This is a genomic window from Pseudodesulfovibrio halophilus DSM 5663 (genome assembly GCF_059568665.1).
In genome coordinates, this window is sequence record NZ_JCANTV010000011.1 from 5,001 (window position 1) to 23,380 (window position 18,380).

Below are 18,380 nucleotides of genomic sequence, written 5' to 3' on the forward strand. Positions count from 1 at the left end.
CGAACCTCTGGTGTTCCTGTTGTCACGCCAGTGGCACTGCAGGGTAGCTATGTTCGGCACGGATAACCGCTGAAGGCATCTAAGCGGGAAGCCATCCTCAAGATTAGTTCTCCCTGGACTTCGGTCCCTGAAGATCCCTTGTAGACTACGAGGTTGATAGGCCGGATGTGTAAGCGCAGCGATGTGTTCAGCAGACCGGTACTAATAGATCGTGCGGCTTATCTAACTTACTTAATATCCTCTCTCCCCCTATTGAACTATATATTTTCCTGGTGGCCAGGGAGGAGGGGTTATACCCGATCCCATTCCGAACTCGGAAGTCAAGCCCTCCATCGCCGATGATACTGCGGTCTTAGTCGTGGGAAAGTAGGTCGCTGCCAGGATATTCTTCCTGAAAGGCCCGGTCAAAATGACCGGGCCTTTTTGCGTGGAATACACGCTGAACAAATGCAAAACTCCAGCTAGCAAATAACACGGCAAAAAACGGGACTCGGGCGGTTGCGCCAAGGTGTCAAAAGCAGCTATGAAATTATCCGATGTGAAAAGAGCATATCTTGCTCCGGTCCATTACCTGGACATGCTTCTGAGTGAACTCGGGACAGTCCATGATGTCGTTTGCCGGGATCGCCTTGTTCTGGATAGCGTGTCCACGCGTACTCCTGTATGGGCTGTGAACACCTGGCTGTCCCCGCAGGTGATCAGTATTGATTCGATCAAGGACGGCGCACGGAAGCTAAAGAATATTCAGCGGAATTGGGCACTGTATTCGGTGGGAAACCATCGGCGGGCAAAATTGATTCAGGAGCAGTTGCCGTATGTCTCTGCCAAGCCATTGAATTTCGGCGATCTACTTCCCCAAAGTCCTCTTGGGTCGTGGACTTTGTGGGACAAGAACACCATTTTGGCCTCTGCGCAGTGTAGTAGCGCTGTTCCCAACGGGGTTTTTCGCTTTGTGGAGAATAAGGTCGACCCGCCCAATCGAGCTTATTTGAAGCTGTGGGAGGCTTTCACCAGACTCGGCAAGTACCCTCAAGACGGGGAATTGTGTCTTGACCTTGGCAGTTCTCCAGGTGGATGGAGCTGGGTCGCCGCTGAGTCCGGCGCCAATGTTTTCAGCATCGACAAGGCTTCGCTGGAGCCGCATGTCAGCAAGCATCCCAATGTCGAGCACTGTATCGGAAGCGGGTTCGCACTGGATCCGAGGCACTGCGGGCATGTCGACTGGTTTTTTTCTGATATGGCATGCTATCCGGAACGCCTTTTCAAACTTGTCACGCGTTGGCTTGAACAAGGTGAATGCAAGAACTTCATTTGTACCATAAAATTGCAGGGTGAGGATGATTGGAAGACGCTGCAGGATTTTCAGCGAATTCCTGGCTCACGCATCGTTCATTTGACGCATAACAAGCATGAGTTGACTTGGATGCTCACGGAAGAAGGGTAGGCCACTGTGCAGTCCATGCTTGCGGTCCGTTGGGAATACCGCTATCCAACAGCTGACAGCTTGGAATAATGGAATTCGGGGTGCGACGTGCTGAACAGTGATTTCAATGGATACATTTCTGCCTACCTTCCTGCCGAGGTGGCCGCAGGCGATGAACTGCAGGATCAGATTCGATCCATCCGTGACTCCGGAGCCTTTGAAGTCGCGCAGTTGGTCCCATTCGGGCTGATGGTCCTCAATTCGCACAGGCAGGCCGTATTCGTGAACAACAGCGTTCTCGAAATGGCCTCCTCTGACGCGGATTCCGCACTGGGACGCCGGCCCGGCGAAATCTTTCAGTGTATTCACCTCAAGGACGGAAAGAGTCTTTGTGGCACAACGGAATTCTGCCGGGAGTGCGGCGCCGCCAAGGCGGTTGTCGACGGGCTGAGCGGTCTTGAGGCCGACGCTGTGTGCCGGATGCTTTGTGATCTTGGCAACGGTCCGGAAGCGATGGATCTCCGTGTTACAGCTGCTCCTTATTCCGACGCAGCAGGCAGAAAATACACTGTTTTCACTCTGCTCGACGTTTCCAGCGAAAAGCGACGCAGAAGCCTTGAGCGAATCTTTTTCCACGATATCCTCAACCTTGCCGGCGGGCTTCGCGGTTTCATGCAGCATGTTTGCTCGAACCCGAACAGCCTCGATACCGACTCCGCACGTGTGCTCTCCCTGTCCTTCGAACGTCTTCTGGAAGAGATATGCGCTCAACGTGATCTCGCTGCCGCAGAGAGCGGTGAGCTCAGGGTCAAGCCGCAACGGTTGGACTCCATGAAGCAACTCGAGAACGTTGTCAAAGTATACCGCAAGCACGGGGCCGCCGAAGAGAAGCAAGTAATGATTCTTGACGATGCCGAAGCCGTCCCGTTCCATGCTGATCCCGTTGTCCTCGGTCGGGTTCTCGGCAACATGGTCAAGAACGCTTTGGAAGCCAGCAGAGCCCACGAAAGCGTGGCGGTGGGCTGCTCGGCAACGCCCGGAGGTGTCCGCTTTACGGTATACAACGATGGCTACATGCCTCGTAGTGTGAAGAACCAGATATTCAAGCGCTCCTTCTCGACCAAGGGGGAGGGGCGCGGTCTTGGTACCTACAGCATTCTGCTGCTGACGGAACGATACCTCGACGGCAAGGCCGGTTTTCATTCTACCAAAGAAGACGGCACTCAATTCTGGATCGATCTTCCAGCCTAACCCTCATAATCCCTCTTCGATCCCTTCTCCCCCCATCCTTCTGGTCCCCTGCTTCGATAAGTCATTAGGCCACCTGTGGCGTAAGTTGGTCACCTTTGCATGAAAATCATGAGCATGTGACTGCGTTTTTTGTATTGGACAGCTGTTGTTTTTTTGCTGTTCGTTGCTGCAAGGGGTGCCTCACTCTAGTTCCCCCTGATTTTCTTAGAAGGCTCTCTTTTTGGGGTTTGTGCTTCTTGACATTTGCATTTCTTTGTGAGTAATGATCAACAAATGACTAGTGAGCTTGATCGATGAACGATGTCGAAGAATATATCAGCCTCAGAGAGGTAGGGCGTCGGCTGGGGATACCTCCGTCGACGGTCGTGTATTATAAAGATAAGTTTGAGAGGTTTATTCCGGCGGATGACGGTGGTGGTCGGCGCCGGAAGTATCCGGTTGAAGTGGTGGAAATATTCGGGAGGATCAGGGAAATGTTTAGCAAGAACTACTCGGTTGAACAGATCGAGCGTGAGTTGGCGCTGAAATTTGGGTCAATGATCAACGTTGAACAGCAGGGCGAGAGTGTGTCTGCCGATTTCGGCCGGGTGCTCGACAAAATGTCCGATGCTTTGCAGGACCAGTCTCTTTTTCGCAGTGAGATTCGGTCGCTGAGAGATGAAGTTGCGGAGCTTCGGCGGGAGCATCGTGACCTTGTGCGCGGATATCAGGAGCGCATGGAGGTCCTTGAGGAGGGATTCAAGGTCCTCAAGGATAAGAACATCGAGCTGGAGCGTAAGGTTGCTGCCGGTCCGGGAGGCGGGATCGACTTTCCTCCGGAAATTTACCTTGGGAGACCTCTGGTGATCCGATCCGAAGGAGAATTTCTCGGCGTTCAGGGGCGGGACAAGAAGCACTTTTCGCTCAAGGACTTTGTGGTGCTGATCGAGCGGCGGATGTCCGAGTCCATGAAGGTCGAGACCTCCTGGAGCAGGAAGGACGGGGCATGGGTTCTGCTTGTTCGTACCGAGTCCAATGGCGGAATGTCCGACCAGAACATTGTTCTGGTGACTCGCGAGACCGTCACTCCGAGCGGCAATACCGTCGTGGAGATAATTCGTCTGAACATCAACGGCGAGGATGCTCCGGACGCGTTGCTTCTGAGTCTGTTCAGGCAGGTGCGGTCTGTTTTCGGAGGGTAGCTTTTTTTTAATGAAATCAAGTCTAGAAAATGTCTTGATCTGTGGACGGTTTTTGACTATAGAGATGGAGTCGTGATTTGATGGACATCTATCGGAGCCGCAGGAGGGAGTCTCATGCCCCAGGTCGCAGCCAGGATTACCCATGATCAGGAGAAATGGCTCAAGGAGTTTTTCAAAACGAAAAGCGCCGGGGCAGAATTCATTCTCCCGTGGGCGGTCGACGTTTTTTTCAAGTCCATCCGCAATGTGTCGTGCGAGTTTTCCGTGGCAGAGCTCAAGACCATTCTCGAAGCGCACAAGGATGTAAAGCTTCTTCCCAACCAGTCCAAGCAGGCCTATCTCATGCTTCGTGTTCAGGAGGCGTGCGATGAGAAGAACGTTCACATTCAACACGGTACGAGCAAGAGCAATCTTGAAGTCAAGCTCCGTCGCCTCACAGACCTTCAGGCCACATCCCTCATGATCTGGGCCTGCGCGTTCTGGGTCAGCAAGACTTGGAACGGGGTCGCAATCGACGACTACGTCAAGCTTTCCTGCGGCTAGACGTCCTTGCCAGTTCTGAATATTTCCAGTATTGATCCCTGAGTCCGATGAAGTGAATGCGGAGGGTGCCCCAGCATCCTCCGTTCTCGTATATTCCTGCAAAGGAGCAAACCATGCAACCTATCCCCTGCATTCTCACCATTGCCGGCTCAGACTCCGGCGGCGGCGCAGGGATTCAGGCTGACCTGAAAACCATCTCCATGCTCGGAGGGTACGGCGCCAGCGTCATCACCGCGCTGACCGCCCAGAATACCACTGCCGTGACCGGCATTCATGCCCCGGACCCCGCGTTCGTGGCCCAGCAGCTCACGGCGGTGACCTCGGATATTCCGGTTAAGGCCGCCAAAACCGGGATGCTCTTTTCCGCGCCCATCATCAAAGCCCTTGGACCGCACTTCGCTGCCAAGGATTACCCGCTTGTCGTCGACCCTGTCTGCGTGGCGCAGAGCGGGGGGAAGCTGCTTGAGGATGACGCGGTGGAGGCCATGGTGGAGCATGTTTTTCCGCATGCGGATCTGCTCACCCCGAACATTCCTGAGGCGGAACTGTTCACGGGAATAGCGATTCATACTTCCGACGATATGGTTGCGGCAGCCGAAAAGCTGCTGACCATGGGACCCAGGGCTGTGCTCATCAAAGGCGGCCACATGGACTCCGTCACCGCCACCGACTGGCTCGCCCAGCCCGGAGTGAAACCGATGCCGCTGATCATGCGTCGCGTGGATACCGCGAACAACCATGGCACCGGGTGCACCCTTTCAGCGGCGATCGCCACCGGGCTCGGTTTCGGGCTCGACCTGTGTACTGCCGTTCGCAACGCTCAGCAGTATCTCAACCTGGCGCTTCGGGCCTCCTTCTCCCTCGGAGCAGGAAGCGGCCCGCCCAATCATCTTGCTCCGTGGCTTCGCGAACTTGCGCGCCCCGAGCTTCTCTCGGAGCTCGATGGAATCGGCAGGCGCGTGACAACCATGTCCGGGTTCGGGGATCTCATCCCGGAATGTCGCATGAACGTGACCTGCGCGGTGCCCCATGCTGACTGCGCTCAGGACGTGGCCGGATTCACCGGCGGTGTGGTCGCCTCGAGGCAGGGAGCGGTGATGGTTGCCGGATACCCTTCCTTCGGTGCGTCTGTTCGTGTCTCGTCCGCGCTTTGCGAAGCCAGGCGACGGGATGGAACCCTGCACTGGGCCATGAATCTGCGCGGCGGCCCGGATGTTCTCGCTGCCTTGCAGAAAGCGGGCGTTCGCTGCCTCTGCGCTCGCGCGGACGCTGCATGGTTCGACGGCCGTCCCGGCGATCTTGAGGCCCGCGTGGTCGAGGCGGCATGGCCGGAAGAGGGCGTAGCCGAAGGTGGTGGAGTGGGTGCCGTGGCCTGCGAGAGCGGTGCGGGACACCCGCCGATGGTTTGGCTGTTCGCCCCGGATTCCTCGACGTTTTTGAGTCGTGTTTGCGGGGTCATTGACTGTTTGAAAAGTGCCGAGAGCCTTTGATAGAGGGGCGGTTGCGGTCCGGAAAGGTTGACAGCACTTCAAATGCTTGCTTAATAAGCACGTCTTTTGCGGGCGTGGCGGAATTGGTAAACGCGCCAGATTTAGGTTCTGGTGCCTCGCGGCTTGGGGGTTCGAGTCCCTCCGCCCGCACCAGCTTTTGCAAATTATTGCGCATTATTGCGCTTCCAGGAGGATACGATGGAGTACAAGGTAGAAGAAATTTCCCCGGTGGAACGGAAGGTCAGCGTCACCGTTCCCGCCGAAGAGGCTAACGCGGCCATCTCCGCTGCCACCGCCCTCTACAAGATGCGCACCGACATCCCGGGCTTCCGTAAGGGCAAGGCTCCGGCCACCGTGATCGAAGGCCGCTTCGGCAAGCAGATCTACGGCGAAGCCACCACCGACCTGATCAACTACCATATCAACCAGATCATGGGCGAGCTCGGCCTGCAGCCGCTCTCCCGCATCGACGTTGACCACGAGCTGATCAAGCGCGATCAGGATTACGAATACACCCTGACTTTCGAAGTCGCTCCCAAGGTCGAACTGCCCGAGTACAAGGGCCTCGCGGTCGAAGAGGAAAAGGCCGAGGTCAAGGCCGAGGAACTGGAACAGGTCGAGAAGCGAATCCTCGACAACGCCGCCGAAGTCAAGGTCCTCGAGGATGTCCGCAATCCCAAGGACGGCGAGATCGCCAGCGTGAGTTTTGGCGCCTACCGCGACGGCAAGCCCGTCGACGGCATCAAGGCCGAGAACTTCGACCTTCCGTTGGGCGAAGCTCAGGCCCTCCCCGAATTCGAGGAGCTGGTCAAGACCCTGACCGTGGGCGAAGACGGCGAGAAGGATGTTACCTTCCCCGAAGATTTCATCAACGAAGAACTTGCCGGCCAGACCGTCACCATGAAAGTCAAGCTGCACGCCCTCAAGGAGCGCGTCCAGCCGGAAATGAGCGACGAGGTTGCCAAGAAGGCCGGTTTCGAGTCCGTGGAAAAGATGCGCGAAGTCATCGAGAAGTCCTACCTCGACAGCCGCAAGCAGCTTTCCCGCTCCAACGCTCAGCAGGATCTGTTGGCTCAGATCATGGAAAAGGTGGACTTCCCGCTGCCGCCTTCCATGGTTGAAGACCGCATCGACCGTCTGGTCAAGGACACCGAGTACAAGCTGGACCGTCAGGGACGCAGCCTGTCTTCCCTCGGCAAGACCATGGAGCAGATCCGCGCGGACCTGCGCCCCGAGGCCGAGAAGACCGTTCGCAGCGAGATCCTGCTGCTGGCCGTGGCAGCCGAGGAAGGCCTCGAGGCCACCCGCGAGGAAGTGGAATCCACTCTCGGCCAGCTTGCCATGCAGAACCAGATGCCGCTGCACGAGCTCAAGAAGTACTATGAGGACAACAACCTCATTCATCCGCTCAAGGACCGCATCCTTTGCGACAAGGCCATGGAAGTGATCTACGACAACGCCGAGGTCACCGAAGTCGAGCCCAAGGCCGAAGGCGAGGAAGAAAAGCCCGCCAAAAAGGCACCGGCGAAGAAGACCGCAGCCAAGAAGCCCGCCGCCAAGAAGTCCGAAGAGGGCGAGGAAGGCGAAAAGAAGAAGGCCCCGGCCAAGAAGCCCGCGGCCAAGAAGACTGCCGCCAAGAAGTCTGAAGAAGGCGAGGAAGGCGAAGCGAAGAAGGCGCCTGCCAAGAAGCCCGCAGCCAAGAAGACGGCCACCAAGAAGGCCGCCACCAAGAAGGCTGACGAGAAGAAGGAAGGCGAAGAGTAGTCTTCTCCCAGACCATTCAAGCGGCGGTCCGTGTATCGGATCGCCGCTTTTTCTTTATCCGCTGTTGACTTGCTGCGGATCGTGAATAGTTTGTGAAATCAAGCCTCTCCTCCCGGCTCTTGTTTTGCGGGAGGAAATGCTCCATAATGAACGGAAAGCGAAGGTCGACGGAGGCCTCTGCACGTACACCGGCCCGGCGGGCCGGACAACCGGGACAATAAGGAGAGTGGAATGACCGCCATACCGATGGTCATCGAAACCACGGGCCGCACCGAACGGGCCTATGACATTTATTCCCGCCTGCTCAAGGATCGCATTGTTCTTCTGAGCAGCACCATCGACGACCACGTGGCCAGCCTGATCTGCGCCCAGCTGCTTTTCCTGGAGTCCGAGGACCCGGAAAAGGATATCTACATGTATATCAATTCTCCCGGCGGTATGGTCACCGCGGGACTGGCCATCTATGATACCATGCAGTTCATCTCGGCCCCCGTGGCCACGCTCTGCATGGGACAGGCGGCCAGCATGGGCGCGGTCCTTCTGGCCGCGGGAGCCGAAGGCAAGCGTTACGCCCTGCCGCACAGCCGCATCATGATGCATCAGCCGCTGGGGGGAGCACAGGGACAGGCCACCGACATCAACATTCACGCCCGCGAGATTCTGCGTCTGCGCGAGGGCCTCAACAATATACTGGTCCGGCACACGGGACAGAATGTAGAGACTATAGAAAAGGACACCGAACGGGACTTCTTCATGTCCGCGGGCGAAGCCGCCGAATACGGCGTCATCGACAAGGTCATGTCCTCCCGCGAAGACATCGTGGAGTCCGAGGAAGGATAGCGAATCAATATGTCCGATACCATGAATGAAACCGAACTCACGTGTTCGTTCTGCGGCAAGCGCCAGAGCGAAGTGCAGCGTCTCATCGCGGGGCCCGACGTATATATCTGCGACGAGTGCGTGCAGCTGTGCAACGACATCATGGCGCAGGAAACCGTGCACGAGGAGTTCGAGCAGGGGAGACTGCTTCCCCCGCAGGAAATCAAGGAACTGCTCGACGAGTATGTCATCGGCCAGGAGCATCCCAAGAAAATCCTGTCCGTGGCGGTGCACAACCACTACAAGCGCGTGCACTACTCGCAGGGCCGGGGCAACGAGGACATCGAGCTGGACAAGAGCAACATCCTGCTGATCGGCCCCACCGGGTCCGGCAAGACGCTGCTCGCCCAGACGCTGGCCCGTATCCTGCGCGTGCCGTTCGCCATTGCCGACGCCACCACGCTGACCGAAGCCGGTTACGTGGGCGAGGACGTGGAGAACATTCTCGTGCAGCTGCTGCAGAACGCCGACTACGACATCGACGCTGCCAGCCGCGGCATCATCTATATCGACGAGATCGACAAGGTGGCGCGCAAGGGCGACAGCCCGTCCATCACCCGCGACGTGTCGGGCGAGGGCGTGCAGCAGGCGCTTCTCAAGATCATCGAGGGCACTGAGGCAAACATCCCGCCCAAGGGCGGCCGCAAGCATCCGCAGCAGGAATACATTCGCATGGATACGTCCAATGTGCTGTTCATCCTCGGCGGAGCCTTCATCGGCCTTGAGGCCATCGTCCAGCAGCGCATGCAGGGTTCCGGCATGGGCTTCGGCGCCAAGGTGGAGGCCAAGCGGGAGCGTCCCATCGGGGAAGTGTTCTCCGAAGCCGAGCCCAACGACCTGATCAAGTTCGGCCTGATTCCGGAATTCATTGGCCGTATCCCGGTCATGACCGCGCTTCAGGAACTCTCCGAAGACGATCTCGTCAAGATTCTCACCGAGCCCAAGAACGCCCTGGTCAAGCAGTATCACACTCTGTTCGACCTCGACGGCGTCACGCTCACCTTTACCCCCAACGCGCTCAAGGCCATCGCCAAGAAGGCTGTCGAGCGCAAAACCGGCGCGCGCGGACTCCGTAACGTGCTGGAATCCGTGATGCTCGACATCATGTACAAACTCCCCGGCCTGACCGGCGTCAAAGAATGCGTGGTCAACAAGGCCGTGGTGGAAAAGGGCATAGAGCCGCTTCTTTTCTACAGACAGGAAAAGAAGAGCGCATAAGCCTTCACCGGCCCGTTCCGAACGGTGGAGCGGGCCCTTTTTCCATCCAGTGGGTTTGACATTCCCCTCAGCGGTATTAGGTTGAGAGCATCCCCGCGTTTCGCGACCGCGAAGCGTAACATTGTCAACTGGAGGAGCACATGCCGACTTTTTCCTTTGACGGCAGGAAATCCCCTGAAGATACCCGTCTTCCCATGATGTCCCTTAGGGAAGTGGTGATGTTTCCGAGATCCATCGCGCCCCTGTTCGTGGGACGCGAGGCTTCCATAAAGGCCATCGAGACGGCCATCGCCGACTATGAAAAGAAGATTTTCCTCGTCACCCAGAAAAACCCCGAGAAGGAGCGCCCCGAGCAGGACGATCTCTACGAGATCGGCACGGTCAGCAAGATCCTGCAGATGCTCAGGCTGCCCGACGGCACCATCAAGGTGCTGTTCGAGGGACTCTACCGTGCGCGCTGGAATCGCGAGACCGGCAACTTCAGCCACGATCTCGGAGAAGACGAGTACCCATGGACCACGGTGGACCGCGTCGAAGAGATGACGGTGGAAGACCCCGAGGCCACCGCGCTCGTGCGCTCCGTTCAGGAAACGCTGGACGAGTACGCCAAGGTCAACAAGAAGCTCGCTCCCGAGGCCGTGTCCGCCATGACCTCCCTGCGCGAGCCGGGACAGCTCGCGGACTCCGTCATGCCCCATCTGAAGCTGGACTTCGCCCGCAAGCAGGAAGTGCTTGAGGAGTTCGATCCGCTCAAGCGACTGGAAACCGTTTACGAGATGCTGCTCGGCGAAGTCGAGATCGCCAGCATCGAGAAGCGCGTCAAGGGTCGCGTCAAGGACCAGATGGAGAAGAACCAGCGCGAGTACTATCTCAACGAGCAGATCAAGGCCATCAACAAGGAGATGGGCCGCGAAGACGATCCCGCCTCCGAGGCCGCCGAGCTGGAAAAACAGCTCGAAGCCAAGGAGATGCCCGAAGAGAACAAGGAGCGCGTCCGCAAGGAACTCAAGAAGATGCGCCAGACTCCGCCCAGCAGTGCGGAGTATACGGTCGTGCGCAACTACATCGACTGGATTCTGGACCTGCCCTGGGGCGCCCAGAAGGAGACGGACACCAGCATCGACAAGGCACGCACCATCCTTGATGAGGACCACTACGGGCTGGAAAAGCCCAAGGAGCGCATCCTCGAATACATGGCCGTCCAGAACCTCGTGGACAAGCTGCGCGGCCCGATTCTCTGCCTCGTGGGCCCTCCGGGAGTGGGTAAGACCTCCATCGCCAAATCCATCGCCAGAGCCATGGACCGCGAATTCGTCCGCCTGAGCCTCGGCGGCGTGCGCGACGAAGCGGAAATCCGCGGCCACCGTCGCACCTACGTCGGCGCCATGCCGGGCAAGATCATCCAGTCGCTCAAGCGCTGCGATTACAACAACCCGGTCATGTGTCTGGACGAAGTGGACAAGATGAGCGCCGACTTCCGCGGCGACCCGTCTTCCGCGCTGCTCGAAGTGTTGGACCCGGAGCAGAACTACGCGTTCGCCGACCACTATCTGGATCTGGATTACGACCTGTCCAAGATATTCTTCATCACCACGGCCAACACGCTGGACTCCATTCCTCTGCCGCTGCAGGACCGCATGGAAATCATCCGGCTGCCCGGCTACCTCGAAAACGAGAAGGTGGAGATCGCCGGCAAGTTCCTGCTGCCCAAGCAGCTCGACATGCACGGCCTCGACGAGAAAAACCTCAACCTCTCGGACAACGCCACCCTTGAAGTGGTGCGGCGTTACACCCGTGAGGCCGGTGTGCGAAATCTCGAAAGGGAGCTCGCCAATATCTGCCGCAAGGCCGCCATGCAGATCGTGGAGGCCGGAGATCGCGAGAAGGCCGTGAACGTCACGGTGCAGAACATCTCCAAATTCCTTGGCGTGCCCAAGCACCGCTACGGCGAGCGCGAGGACGAAGCGAGAGTCGGCCTCAGCACCGGTCTGGCCTACACCCAGATGGGCGGCGAGCTGCTCATGGTGGAGGTGGCGCTCATGCCGGGTAAGGGCAAGGTGGAGATCACCGGCAAGCTCGGTGACGTGATGCAGGAGTCCGCCAGAGCCGCGGTTTCCTACCTGCGCTCGCGTTCCGACCTGTTCGGACTCAAGTCCGACTTCTACAAGGAAGTGGACATGCACGTTCACGTCCCTGACGGGGCAACTCCCAAGGACGGCCCGAGCGCGGGCATCACGCTGGCGACCGCCATCATCTCCGCGCTGATCAACGTCCCCGTGCGTCATGATCTGGCCATGACCGGCGAGATCACCCTGCGCGGACGGGTGCTGCCCATCGGCGGCCTGCGCGAGAAGCTCCTCGCCGCCCACCGCGGACTGGTCAAGACCGTGCTCATCCCCGAGGACAACGAAAAGGACCTCAAGGAAGTCCCGGCCGCCATCCTCAAGGAGCTGGAGATCATCCCGGTCAAGAATATGGATCAGGTGCTGGAGCAGGCGCTGATCTGCCCTGATGAAGCTCCGCTGTTTCGCAAGGCCGACGAAGTCGTGCCGCTGACCAGCAGGCTCATGAAGGATGAATCCCGCGAGCCCGCTCACTAGACCGACCTAATGAAAGTCAAAAGGCCCGGAACTTCGGTTCCGGGCCTTTTTATTTGGAATGTGCCTTCGCTGAATGCTCAGTCTTCGGGCAGTTCCTCGTAATCCTTGGTCTCCGGATTATAGCAGTAATAGCAGCGGTTTTTGCGCTGGAAGAATCGGATGAGCACCATCCCGGCGAAGAATCCGCCGATGTGCGCCCACCACGCAACGCTCTGGGTCTTGCCTGTCGCCTCCACAACACCGGAGACGAGCTGCACCAACAGCCACGCGGCCAGAAAGAGAATGGCCGGAAAGCGGAAGAAGAGGGGGATGATGAAGACCGGAATAAGCGTCAATACCTGACCATGAGGATAGAGGACCATGTAGGCTCCCATGACTCCCGCCACCGCGCCCGATGCGCCGATGATGGGCGTGGTGGAGCCCGGTTCCGTGAGAATCTGGACCGAAACGGCGGTGAGTCCGCAGACGACGTAGAAGGCCAGCAGGCCTACATGTCCGGTCACGTCCTCGATGTTGTCCCCGAAAATCCAGAGCATCCACATATTCATGATGACGTGCAGCCAGCCACTGTGCAGGAACATGTACGAAAGCATGGGCAGCGTGCTGTCCGGATAGCCCGCCCACGTGGCCCACTCCGGAGAAAGAAAGCGCGCCGGGACCACCCCGAAGAGGTGCATGAAGTTGAAAAAATCGCTTCCCTGCAGGCTGCGCGTGTAAAGAAAGGCGATGGCGTTCAGCGCGATGATCAGCAGTACGCTGATTGGCGGATGCACCCTCGGCACGTTGTCCCTGATGGGGATCATCGGTCCTCCTCGTCAAACCGGCGGGCCAGCTCGGGCCAAAGGGAAGCCAGTCGTTCGACAACGGCATCGCGCGCGGTCTGGCGGCGTCGGGTCAGGTCGTTCAGAAACGATTCCACGCTCCGTCGCATACCGTCCGGGGTCCCGGGGTTGTCCACTACCATGTCGCAGGCCTCGAGCTTTTCCTTTTCCGGCCACTGCCACGAATCGAAGGTGGCGAGCATCTCGGGTGAAAGCCCTCGCTCCTTGCGAAATCGTCCCGTGCGGATGGCTTCATCGCAATGAACGCACACGCTCAGGTCCACAAGGCCGTTGCGGTGCCAGCCGGATTCCAGCAGAAGCGGTATTTCCGCAAAGACAAAGGGCGCTTCCGAGTGCTTTCGGAAAAACTCGCGGCAGTCGTGGCGGACCATGGGGTGTACCATTTCCATTATTTCCCGGCGCAGGGCATCGGACTCGAGCATGGCGTGAAACAGCCTCTGCTTGTCCACGGAACCATCCGGAGCGGTGTAGCGTCCCCCGAAGCGACCGCGGATCATTTCCGCGCCGTCGCCGCCGGATTCATACAGCTTCGCCACGCTCTCGTCGGCGGAGAATACCGGATGTCCGGCCTCGCGCAGCAGACGTGAGAAATACGACTTGCCGCTGCCGGGCATCCCGGTGATGCCCACCTTGGTGGCGCGGTCGTTCAAAGCGGTGAGCAGGGTGATGCAATCCTCGTGCGGCGGAATGGAAAAGCGCATTCGCTCGCCGGTGCCGGGGTGGTCGAGGCAGAGGTGGAAGGCGTGGAGCATCTGGCGTCCTGCTTCGGGGAGGCCCCGCGCGTCCCAGTCGGCCTGATGGCGGGAGCCGTAAGTGCGGTCCCCCACCAGCGGATGCCCGATGTGGGCCATGTGAACGCGAATCTGATGCGTGCGTCCGGTGTGGATGCGCACCAACACCAGCGAAGCAGCCCCGTCCGGGCCTGTTTCCAGAATCTCATAGTCGCTTCTGGCGTCGCGGCCGCCCTTGTCCACCACGGCCATCTTCGTCTTTTGCGACGGGTGGCGGCCCATGGGCGCGTCGATTTCGCCGGAAGCAGGGGACGGGACTCCGTGCACTATCGCCAGATAATGCTTCGCGGTGCGGCGTTCGGCAAAGTCCTCGGCCAGCTTCAGGCGTGCGGCTTCATTGCGGGCCACCGCCATGACGCCCGAGGTGTCTTTGTCCAGCCGGTGCACGATGCCCGGACGCAGGCCGTCCATGCCCGAGGTGGCCGGGGCCATGTCCGGAAAACGGGCGAGCAGTCGGTTGACCAGCGTGCCGTCCGGTTCTCCGGGGGCGGGGTGCACGGTCAGCCCGGCGGGCTTGTCCACCACCACAAGGTGGGCGTCTTCATGAATTATCTGGAGCGGTCCCTCCTGCGGTTCGGCGCGCTCGGCGTTCTCGGAGGCTTCCGGCGGAGTGAGGGCGAGGTGCTCGTTTCCTTCGAGCTTGAGTTTGCCCTTGGTGGCGCTGCGCCCATCCACCGTTGCACATCCCGATTCGATCCAGTCGCGAACACGACCGCGGGAAACGCCCTGATCTGCAAGTTCCCGGGCCCAGAACCGGTCCAGCCGGGTGCCTTTGTCGGCAGCAGTGGCGCGTCGTTGGTGACTGTTTTCGTTCTTTTCCATTATTCCGGATATATACGTTTGCGTCCGTGAAGTAAACGGACTTTGTTCTTGACATGTCCGGGGGGAATCACTAACCCCTTGACCCGGCCGTTTTCTTCCGCTTACAACAAGACAATTTGGTCGATGACGAGCCCTTCTTTTTTATCAACCCAAAGCCTCAAGGAGGAGGACCTTGGCGGTACATGTCGTCGAGCATCCGCTCATCAAGCACAAGATCGGCCTGCTTCGCAAGGATGATATCAGCACCAGCCGCTTCCGCGCGCTGGCCACCGAGATTTCCCGTCTGCTGACCTACGAAGCCACCAAGGACCTTGAGACGGAGAAGATCACCGTTCAGGGCTGGGCCGGAGACGTCGAGGTTGATTCCATCAAGGGCAAGAAGGTCACCGTCGTTCCCATCCTGCGCGCAGGGCTGGGCATGATGGACGGCGTTCTGGACATGGTCCCCGGAGCCAAGGTTTCCGTCGTCGGTTTCTACCGGAACGAGGAGACCCTGCAGCCGGTGGAGTACTACGTCAAGCTCGCCAACAAGATGGAAGAGCGCATCGCGCTGATCCTTGATCCGATGCTCGCCACCGGCGGCACGCTCGAGGCCACCATTCAGACCCTCAAGGACAAGGGATGCACCCGCATCCGCGGACTGTTCCTTGTCTGCGCGCCCGAGGGCATCAAGCGCATCGAGGAGAAACACCCGGACGTGGACATTTACACGGCGGCGATCGATGACCGGCTCAACGACGTCGGTTACATCCTTCCCGGACTCGGCGATGCCGGGGACAAGATATTCGGCACAAAATAGCCAATTCAAGGGTTCGCAACCGCGGGCCCTTTTTTTTGGGGGAGTGTTTAACCGTTTTTCCATTCTGAGGAGGAAATCCAACAATGAGTGTTCATTCCACGCAGTACAAATTCAGGCTCAAAGACGCGCTCCTGGGGGCGCAGATGCTCTTTGTTGCCTTCGGCGCGCTGGTTCTCGTGCCGCTGCTCACCGGCCTGAATCCCAACGTGGCCCTGTTCACGGCCGGGCTGGGAACTCTGGCCTTCCAGATTATTACCAGAGGCCGCATCCCGGTGTTTCTGGCCTCGTCCTTCGCGTTCATCGCGCCCATCATCTACGGCGTGGAGACCTGGGGCATCCCCGCGACCCTGTCCGGCCTCGCCGCGGCGGGCGTGTTCTACATCATCCTGAGTTTTCTCATCCGCATCTTCGGCGTTGAAGCGCTGCGCCGCGTGCTGCCGCCCGTGGTCACCGGCCCGGTGATCATGGTCATCGGCCTCGTGCTGGCCCCGGTGGCCGTGTCCATGGCGCTTGGCAAGACCGGTGACGGCTCCGCCGTGCTCGTGGTCGAGTGGAAGGCCCTCATCATCTCCCTCAGTGCGCTGTGCACCACCATCCTCGTCTCCCTTCTCGGGCGAGGCTGGTTCAAGCTCGTACCCATCCTCTGCGGCATCACCGTCGGTTATCTGGCCTCCCTCTTCCTCGGCGTCGTCGATTTCTCCCCCATCTCCGAAGCCGCGTGGTTGGCGGTTCCCGACTTCGTGATGCCCGAGTTCAGCTGGAAGGCCATCATGTTCATCGTGCCCGTTGCCATCGCGCCCGCCATCGAGCACTTCGGCGACGTGCTCGCCATCGGGTGCGTCACCGGACGCGACTACGTGAAGGACCCCGGAGTGCACCGCACCATGCTCGGCGACGGTGTGGCCACCTCCATTGCTTCCGTACTGGGCGGCCCCCCGAACACCACATACTCCGAGGTCTCCGGCGCGGTGGCCCTGACCAAGGTGTTCAACCCCGGCATAATGACCTGGGCCTCCATCGCAGCCATCCTGCTGGCATTCGTGTCCAAACTCGGCGCGTTCCTGTCCACCATCCCGGTGCCCGTCATGGGCGGCATCATGGTGCTGCTGTTCGGCGCCATCATGGTCGTGGGCATGAACACGCTGGTCAAGGCCGGACACGACCTGCTCGAGCCGCGCAACCTCGCCATCGTGGCGGTCATCGTCATCTTTGGCGTGGGCGGCATGTCCCTGCCGTTCGGCGGGGAATTCCGTCTGGGCGGCATCGGCCTCGCCGGTGTGGTCGGCGTGATCCTCAACCTTGTACTGCCCTGTAGGGACTGCAGCGAACCGCTTCCGGCCGAAAAGCAGGAGTGCAAGACCGAATAGGTCCAGTCCGCTTCCATCAACTTGCATACCGCCGGAGCGTGCTCTCCGGCGGTATTTTTATTGGTTTGTCCAAAAGCCTCTGATATGGAGGCCATTGGAGAGAGATTCGGGGGCCGTGTCCCCGAAACGGAATATAATCGCTCGTAATGGCGAGTGAAACGAAAAGTATACAAGATACCTTTACGGAGGAGTCATGCCCCAGGGTTCTGCAAACGCAACCGGAGAAAATATGGAGGTGGTCGGCGACTTCACTCGCTGGCTCATAGACGTCTGGCACAACGGATTCGAAGGGCTCTCGGCGCAGGATTCGCTGATGGCGCTGGGCATATTCCTATTCGCGGTGCTGTTTCGCGGCCCGCTCTCAAGGCTGCTGCTCGGCAGGGTTCAGAATATTCTGGCGCGCCTGTTCAAGGCCAACCCGGAAACCGTCAACCGCGGACTCAGCGGTCCCATGTCGCTGCTGCCGGTCATTCTCGGTTTTTTCATCGCGGTGCAGATCGTCGACTTCAGCGACAGGGCCATGTTTTTTCTGGACAAGCTGACGCGGACGCTGCTGGTCGTATTCGTGTTTTCCTCGCTCTCCGGCATGTCCTCGCAGTTTCCGAGGCTGCTGACCCGTCGAAAGGGGACGCAGGTTTCCGAACTGGTTTCCGAGTGGGGAACCAAGGGGCTGCGCGTTTCCATCTGGATCGTGGCCGGGGCGGCCATCATGCAGATGTGGGGCATCGCCGTGGGGCCGGTCATCGCCGGTCTCGGTCTGTTCTCCGTGGCCGTGGGGCTCGGTGCGCAGGATCTGTTCAAGAATCTCATCGCCGGCATGACCGTCGTCACCGAGCGCCGCTACAACATCGGCGACTGGGTCAAGGTGGAAGGCGTGGTCGAGGGGACAGTGGAGCAGATGGGATTTCGTTCCACCATGGTCCGGCGGTTCGACCTCTGTCCGGTGCACGTGCCCAATACGTATTTTTCCGAAAAGCCCATGATCAACTTTTCCAAGATGAAGTACCGCCGCATCTACTGGGTCATCGGCGTCACTTACGACACCACCGTGGACCAGCTTCGGCAGGTGCGAAAGGGCATCGAGGACTACATCCTCGGCAGCGAGGATTTCGCCAGTCCGTCCGATGCGTCCACGTTCGTGCGCATCAACGAATTCTCCGATTCTTCCATAGATATCCTCGTTTACTGCTTCACCCGCACCACCAACTGGGGCGAATGGCTTCGGATCAAGGAAGAGCTGGCCTGTCACGTCAAGAAGATGGTTGAGGAAGCGGGAACCTCGTTCGCTTTCCCGAGCACCTCGGTCTATCTCGAGAGCGTCCCGGACGGGCAGCCGGAGCGGTTCGTGCAGCCTGCCGGTGAAGAGTCGGCCTGATTGCAAGATGTTGCCGGTGCGCCTGTCGACGTGGT

14 protein-coding genes, 1 tRNA gene and 2 rRNA genes (1 of these 17 only partly in view) are annotated in these 18,380 nt (G+C 59.1%); 15 read left to right on the plus strand and 2 right to left on the minus strand.

Annotated elements, in window-relative coordinates:
- The 12 genes from BR24_RS08920 to lon all read left to right on the plus strand — a co-directional run.
- Positions 1 to 226, plus strand: a 23S ribosomal RNA gene (locus BR24_RS08920) (it extends 2,713 nt beyond the left edge of the window).
- A 42-nt stretch (positions 227 to 268) separates the two neighbouring features.
- A 5S ribosomal RNA gene (gene rrf / locus BR24_RS08925) occupies positions 269 to 383 on the plus strand.
- A 140-nt stretch (positions 384 to 523) separates the two neighbouring features.
- Positions 524 to 1,444 (plus strand): SAM-dependent methyltransferase, encoded by a 921-nt coding sequence (locus BR24_RS08930; protein WP_496541149.1) that lies wholly within the window; start codon positions 524 to 526, stop codon positions 1,442 to 1,444.
- Positions 1,445 to 1,531: 87 nt separating this feature from the next.
- Positions 1,532 to 2,674, plus strand: coding sequence for a sensor histidine kinase (locus tag BR24_RS08935; protein WP_496541150.1), 1,143 nt, complete (start codon positions 1,532 to 1,534; stop codon positions 2,672 to 2,674).
- Positions 2,675 to 2,967: 293 nt separating this feature from the next.
- The gene (locus tag BR24_RS08940; RefSeq protein ID WP_496541151.1) at positions 2,968 to 3,855 is read left to right on the plus strand and encodes a MerR family transcriptional regulator; all 888 of its coding nucleotides are present in this window, start codon (positions 2,968 to 2,970) and stop codon (positions 3,853 to 3,855) included.
- Between the two features lie 114 nt (positions 3,856 to 3,969).
- Complete coding sequence (locus BR24_RS08945) at positions 3,970 to 4,398, plus strand: hypothetical protein (RefSeq protein ID WP_496541152.1); 429 nt, start codon at positions 3,970 to 3,972, stop codon at positions 4,396 to 4,398.
- A 113-nt stretch (positions 4,399 to 4,511) separates the two neighbouring features.
- Positions 4,512 to 5,888, plus strand: coding sequence for a bifunctional hydroxymethylpyrimidine kinase/phosphomethylpyrimidine kinase (gene thiD, locus BR24_RS08950; protein ID WP_496541153.1), 1,377 nt, complete (start codon positions 4,512 to 4,514; stop codon positions 5,886 to 5,888).
- Between the two features lie 68 nt (positions 5,889 to 5,956).
- Positions 5,957 to 6,041 (plus strand) — tRNA-Leu (locus BR24_RS08955).
- 45 nt (positions 6,042 to 6,086) lie between these two features.
- Entirely contained in the window at positions 6,087 to 7,652 is a 1,566-nt protein-coding gene (tig, locus tag BR24_RS08960) for a trigger factor (protein ID WP_496541154.1), read from the plus strand.
- A 177-nt stretch (positions 7,653 to 7,829) separates the two neighbouring features.
- A complete protein-coding gene (gene clpP / locus BR24_RS08965) occupies positions 7,830 to 8,492 on the plus strand; it encodes an ATP-dependent Clp endopeptidase proteolytic subunit ClpP (protein WP_496541485.1) in 663 nt (220 codons plus the stop codon).
- 9 nt (positions 8,493 to 8,501) lie between these two features.
- Complete coding sequence (gene clpX, locus BR24_RS08970; RefSeq protein WP_496541155.1) at positions 8,502 to 9,749, plus strand: ATP-dependent Clp protease ATP-binding subunit ClpX; 1,248 nt, start codon at positions 8,502 to 8,504, stop codon at positions 9,747 to 9,749.
- Between the two features lie 140 nt (positions 9,750 to 9,889).
- Positions 9,890 to 12,349 carry an endopeptidase La gene (gene lon, locus BR24_RS08975; RefSeq protein ID WP_496541156.1) on the plus strand — a complete coding sequence of 820 codons (2,460 nt, stop codon included), beginning with the start codon at positions 9,890 to 9,892 and terminating at the stop codon, positions 12,347 to 12,349.
- Between the two features lie 77 nt (positions 12,350 to 12,426).
- On the opposite strand, the gene BR24_RS08980 is transcribed toward lon, so the two are convergent.
- Positions 12,427 to 13,152, minus strand: a complete 726-nt coding sequence (locus BR24_RS08980; RefSeq protein WP_496541157.1) for a rhomboid family intramembrane serine protease — start codon at positions 13,150 to 13,152, stop codon at positions 12,427 to 12,429.
- On the minus strand, positions 13,149 to 14,804 hold the full coding sequence (coaE, locus tag BR24_RS08985; RefSeq protein ID WP_496541158.1) for a dephospho-CoA kinase: 1,656 nt from the start codon (positions 14,802 to 14,804) through the stop codon (positions 13,149 to 13,151). The genes BR24_RS08980 and coaE overlap by 4 nt, the downstream gene beginning before the upstream one ends.
- Before the next feature lie 172 nt (positions 14,805 to 14,976).
- On the opposite strand from coaE, the gene upp reads away from it, so the two are divergent.
- From upp to BR24_RS09000, 3 genes are all read left to right on the plus strand, one after another.
- Entirely contained in the window at positions 14,977 to 15,603 is a 627-nt protein-coding gene (upp, locus tag BR24_RS08990; protein ID WP_496541159.1) for a uracil phosphoribosyltransferase, read from the plus strand.
- An 83-nt stretch (positions 15,604 to 15,686) separates the two neighbouring features.
- Positions 15,687 to 16,970 (plus strand): uracil-xanthine permease family protein, encoded by a 1,284-nt coding sequence (locus BR24_RS08995; RefSeq protein ID WP_496541160.1) that lies wholly within the window; start codon positions 15,687 to 15,689, stop codon positions 16,968 to 16,970.
- Positions 16,971 to 17,163: 193 nt separating this feature from the next.
- The gene (locus BR24_RS09000) at positions 17,164 to 18,345 is read left to right on the plus strand and encodes a mechanosensitive ion channel family protein (protein WP_496541161.1); all 1,182 of its coding nucleotides are present in this window, start codon (positions 17,164 to 17,166) and stop codon (positions 18,343 to 18,345) included.
- Positions 18,346 to 18,380: the final 35 nt, after the last annotated feature.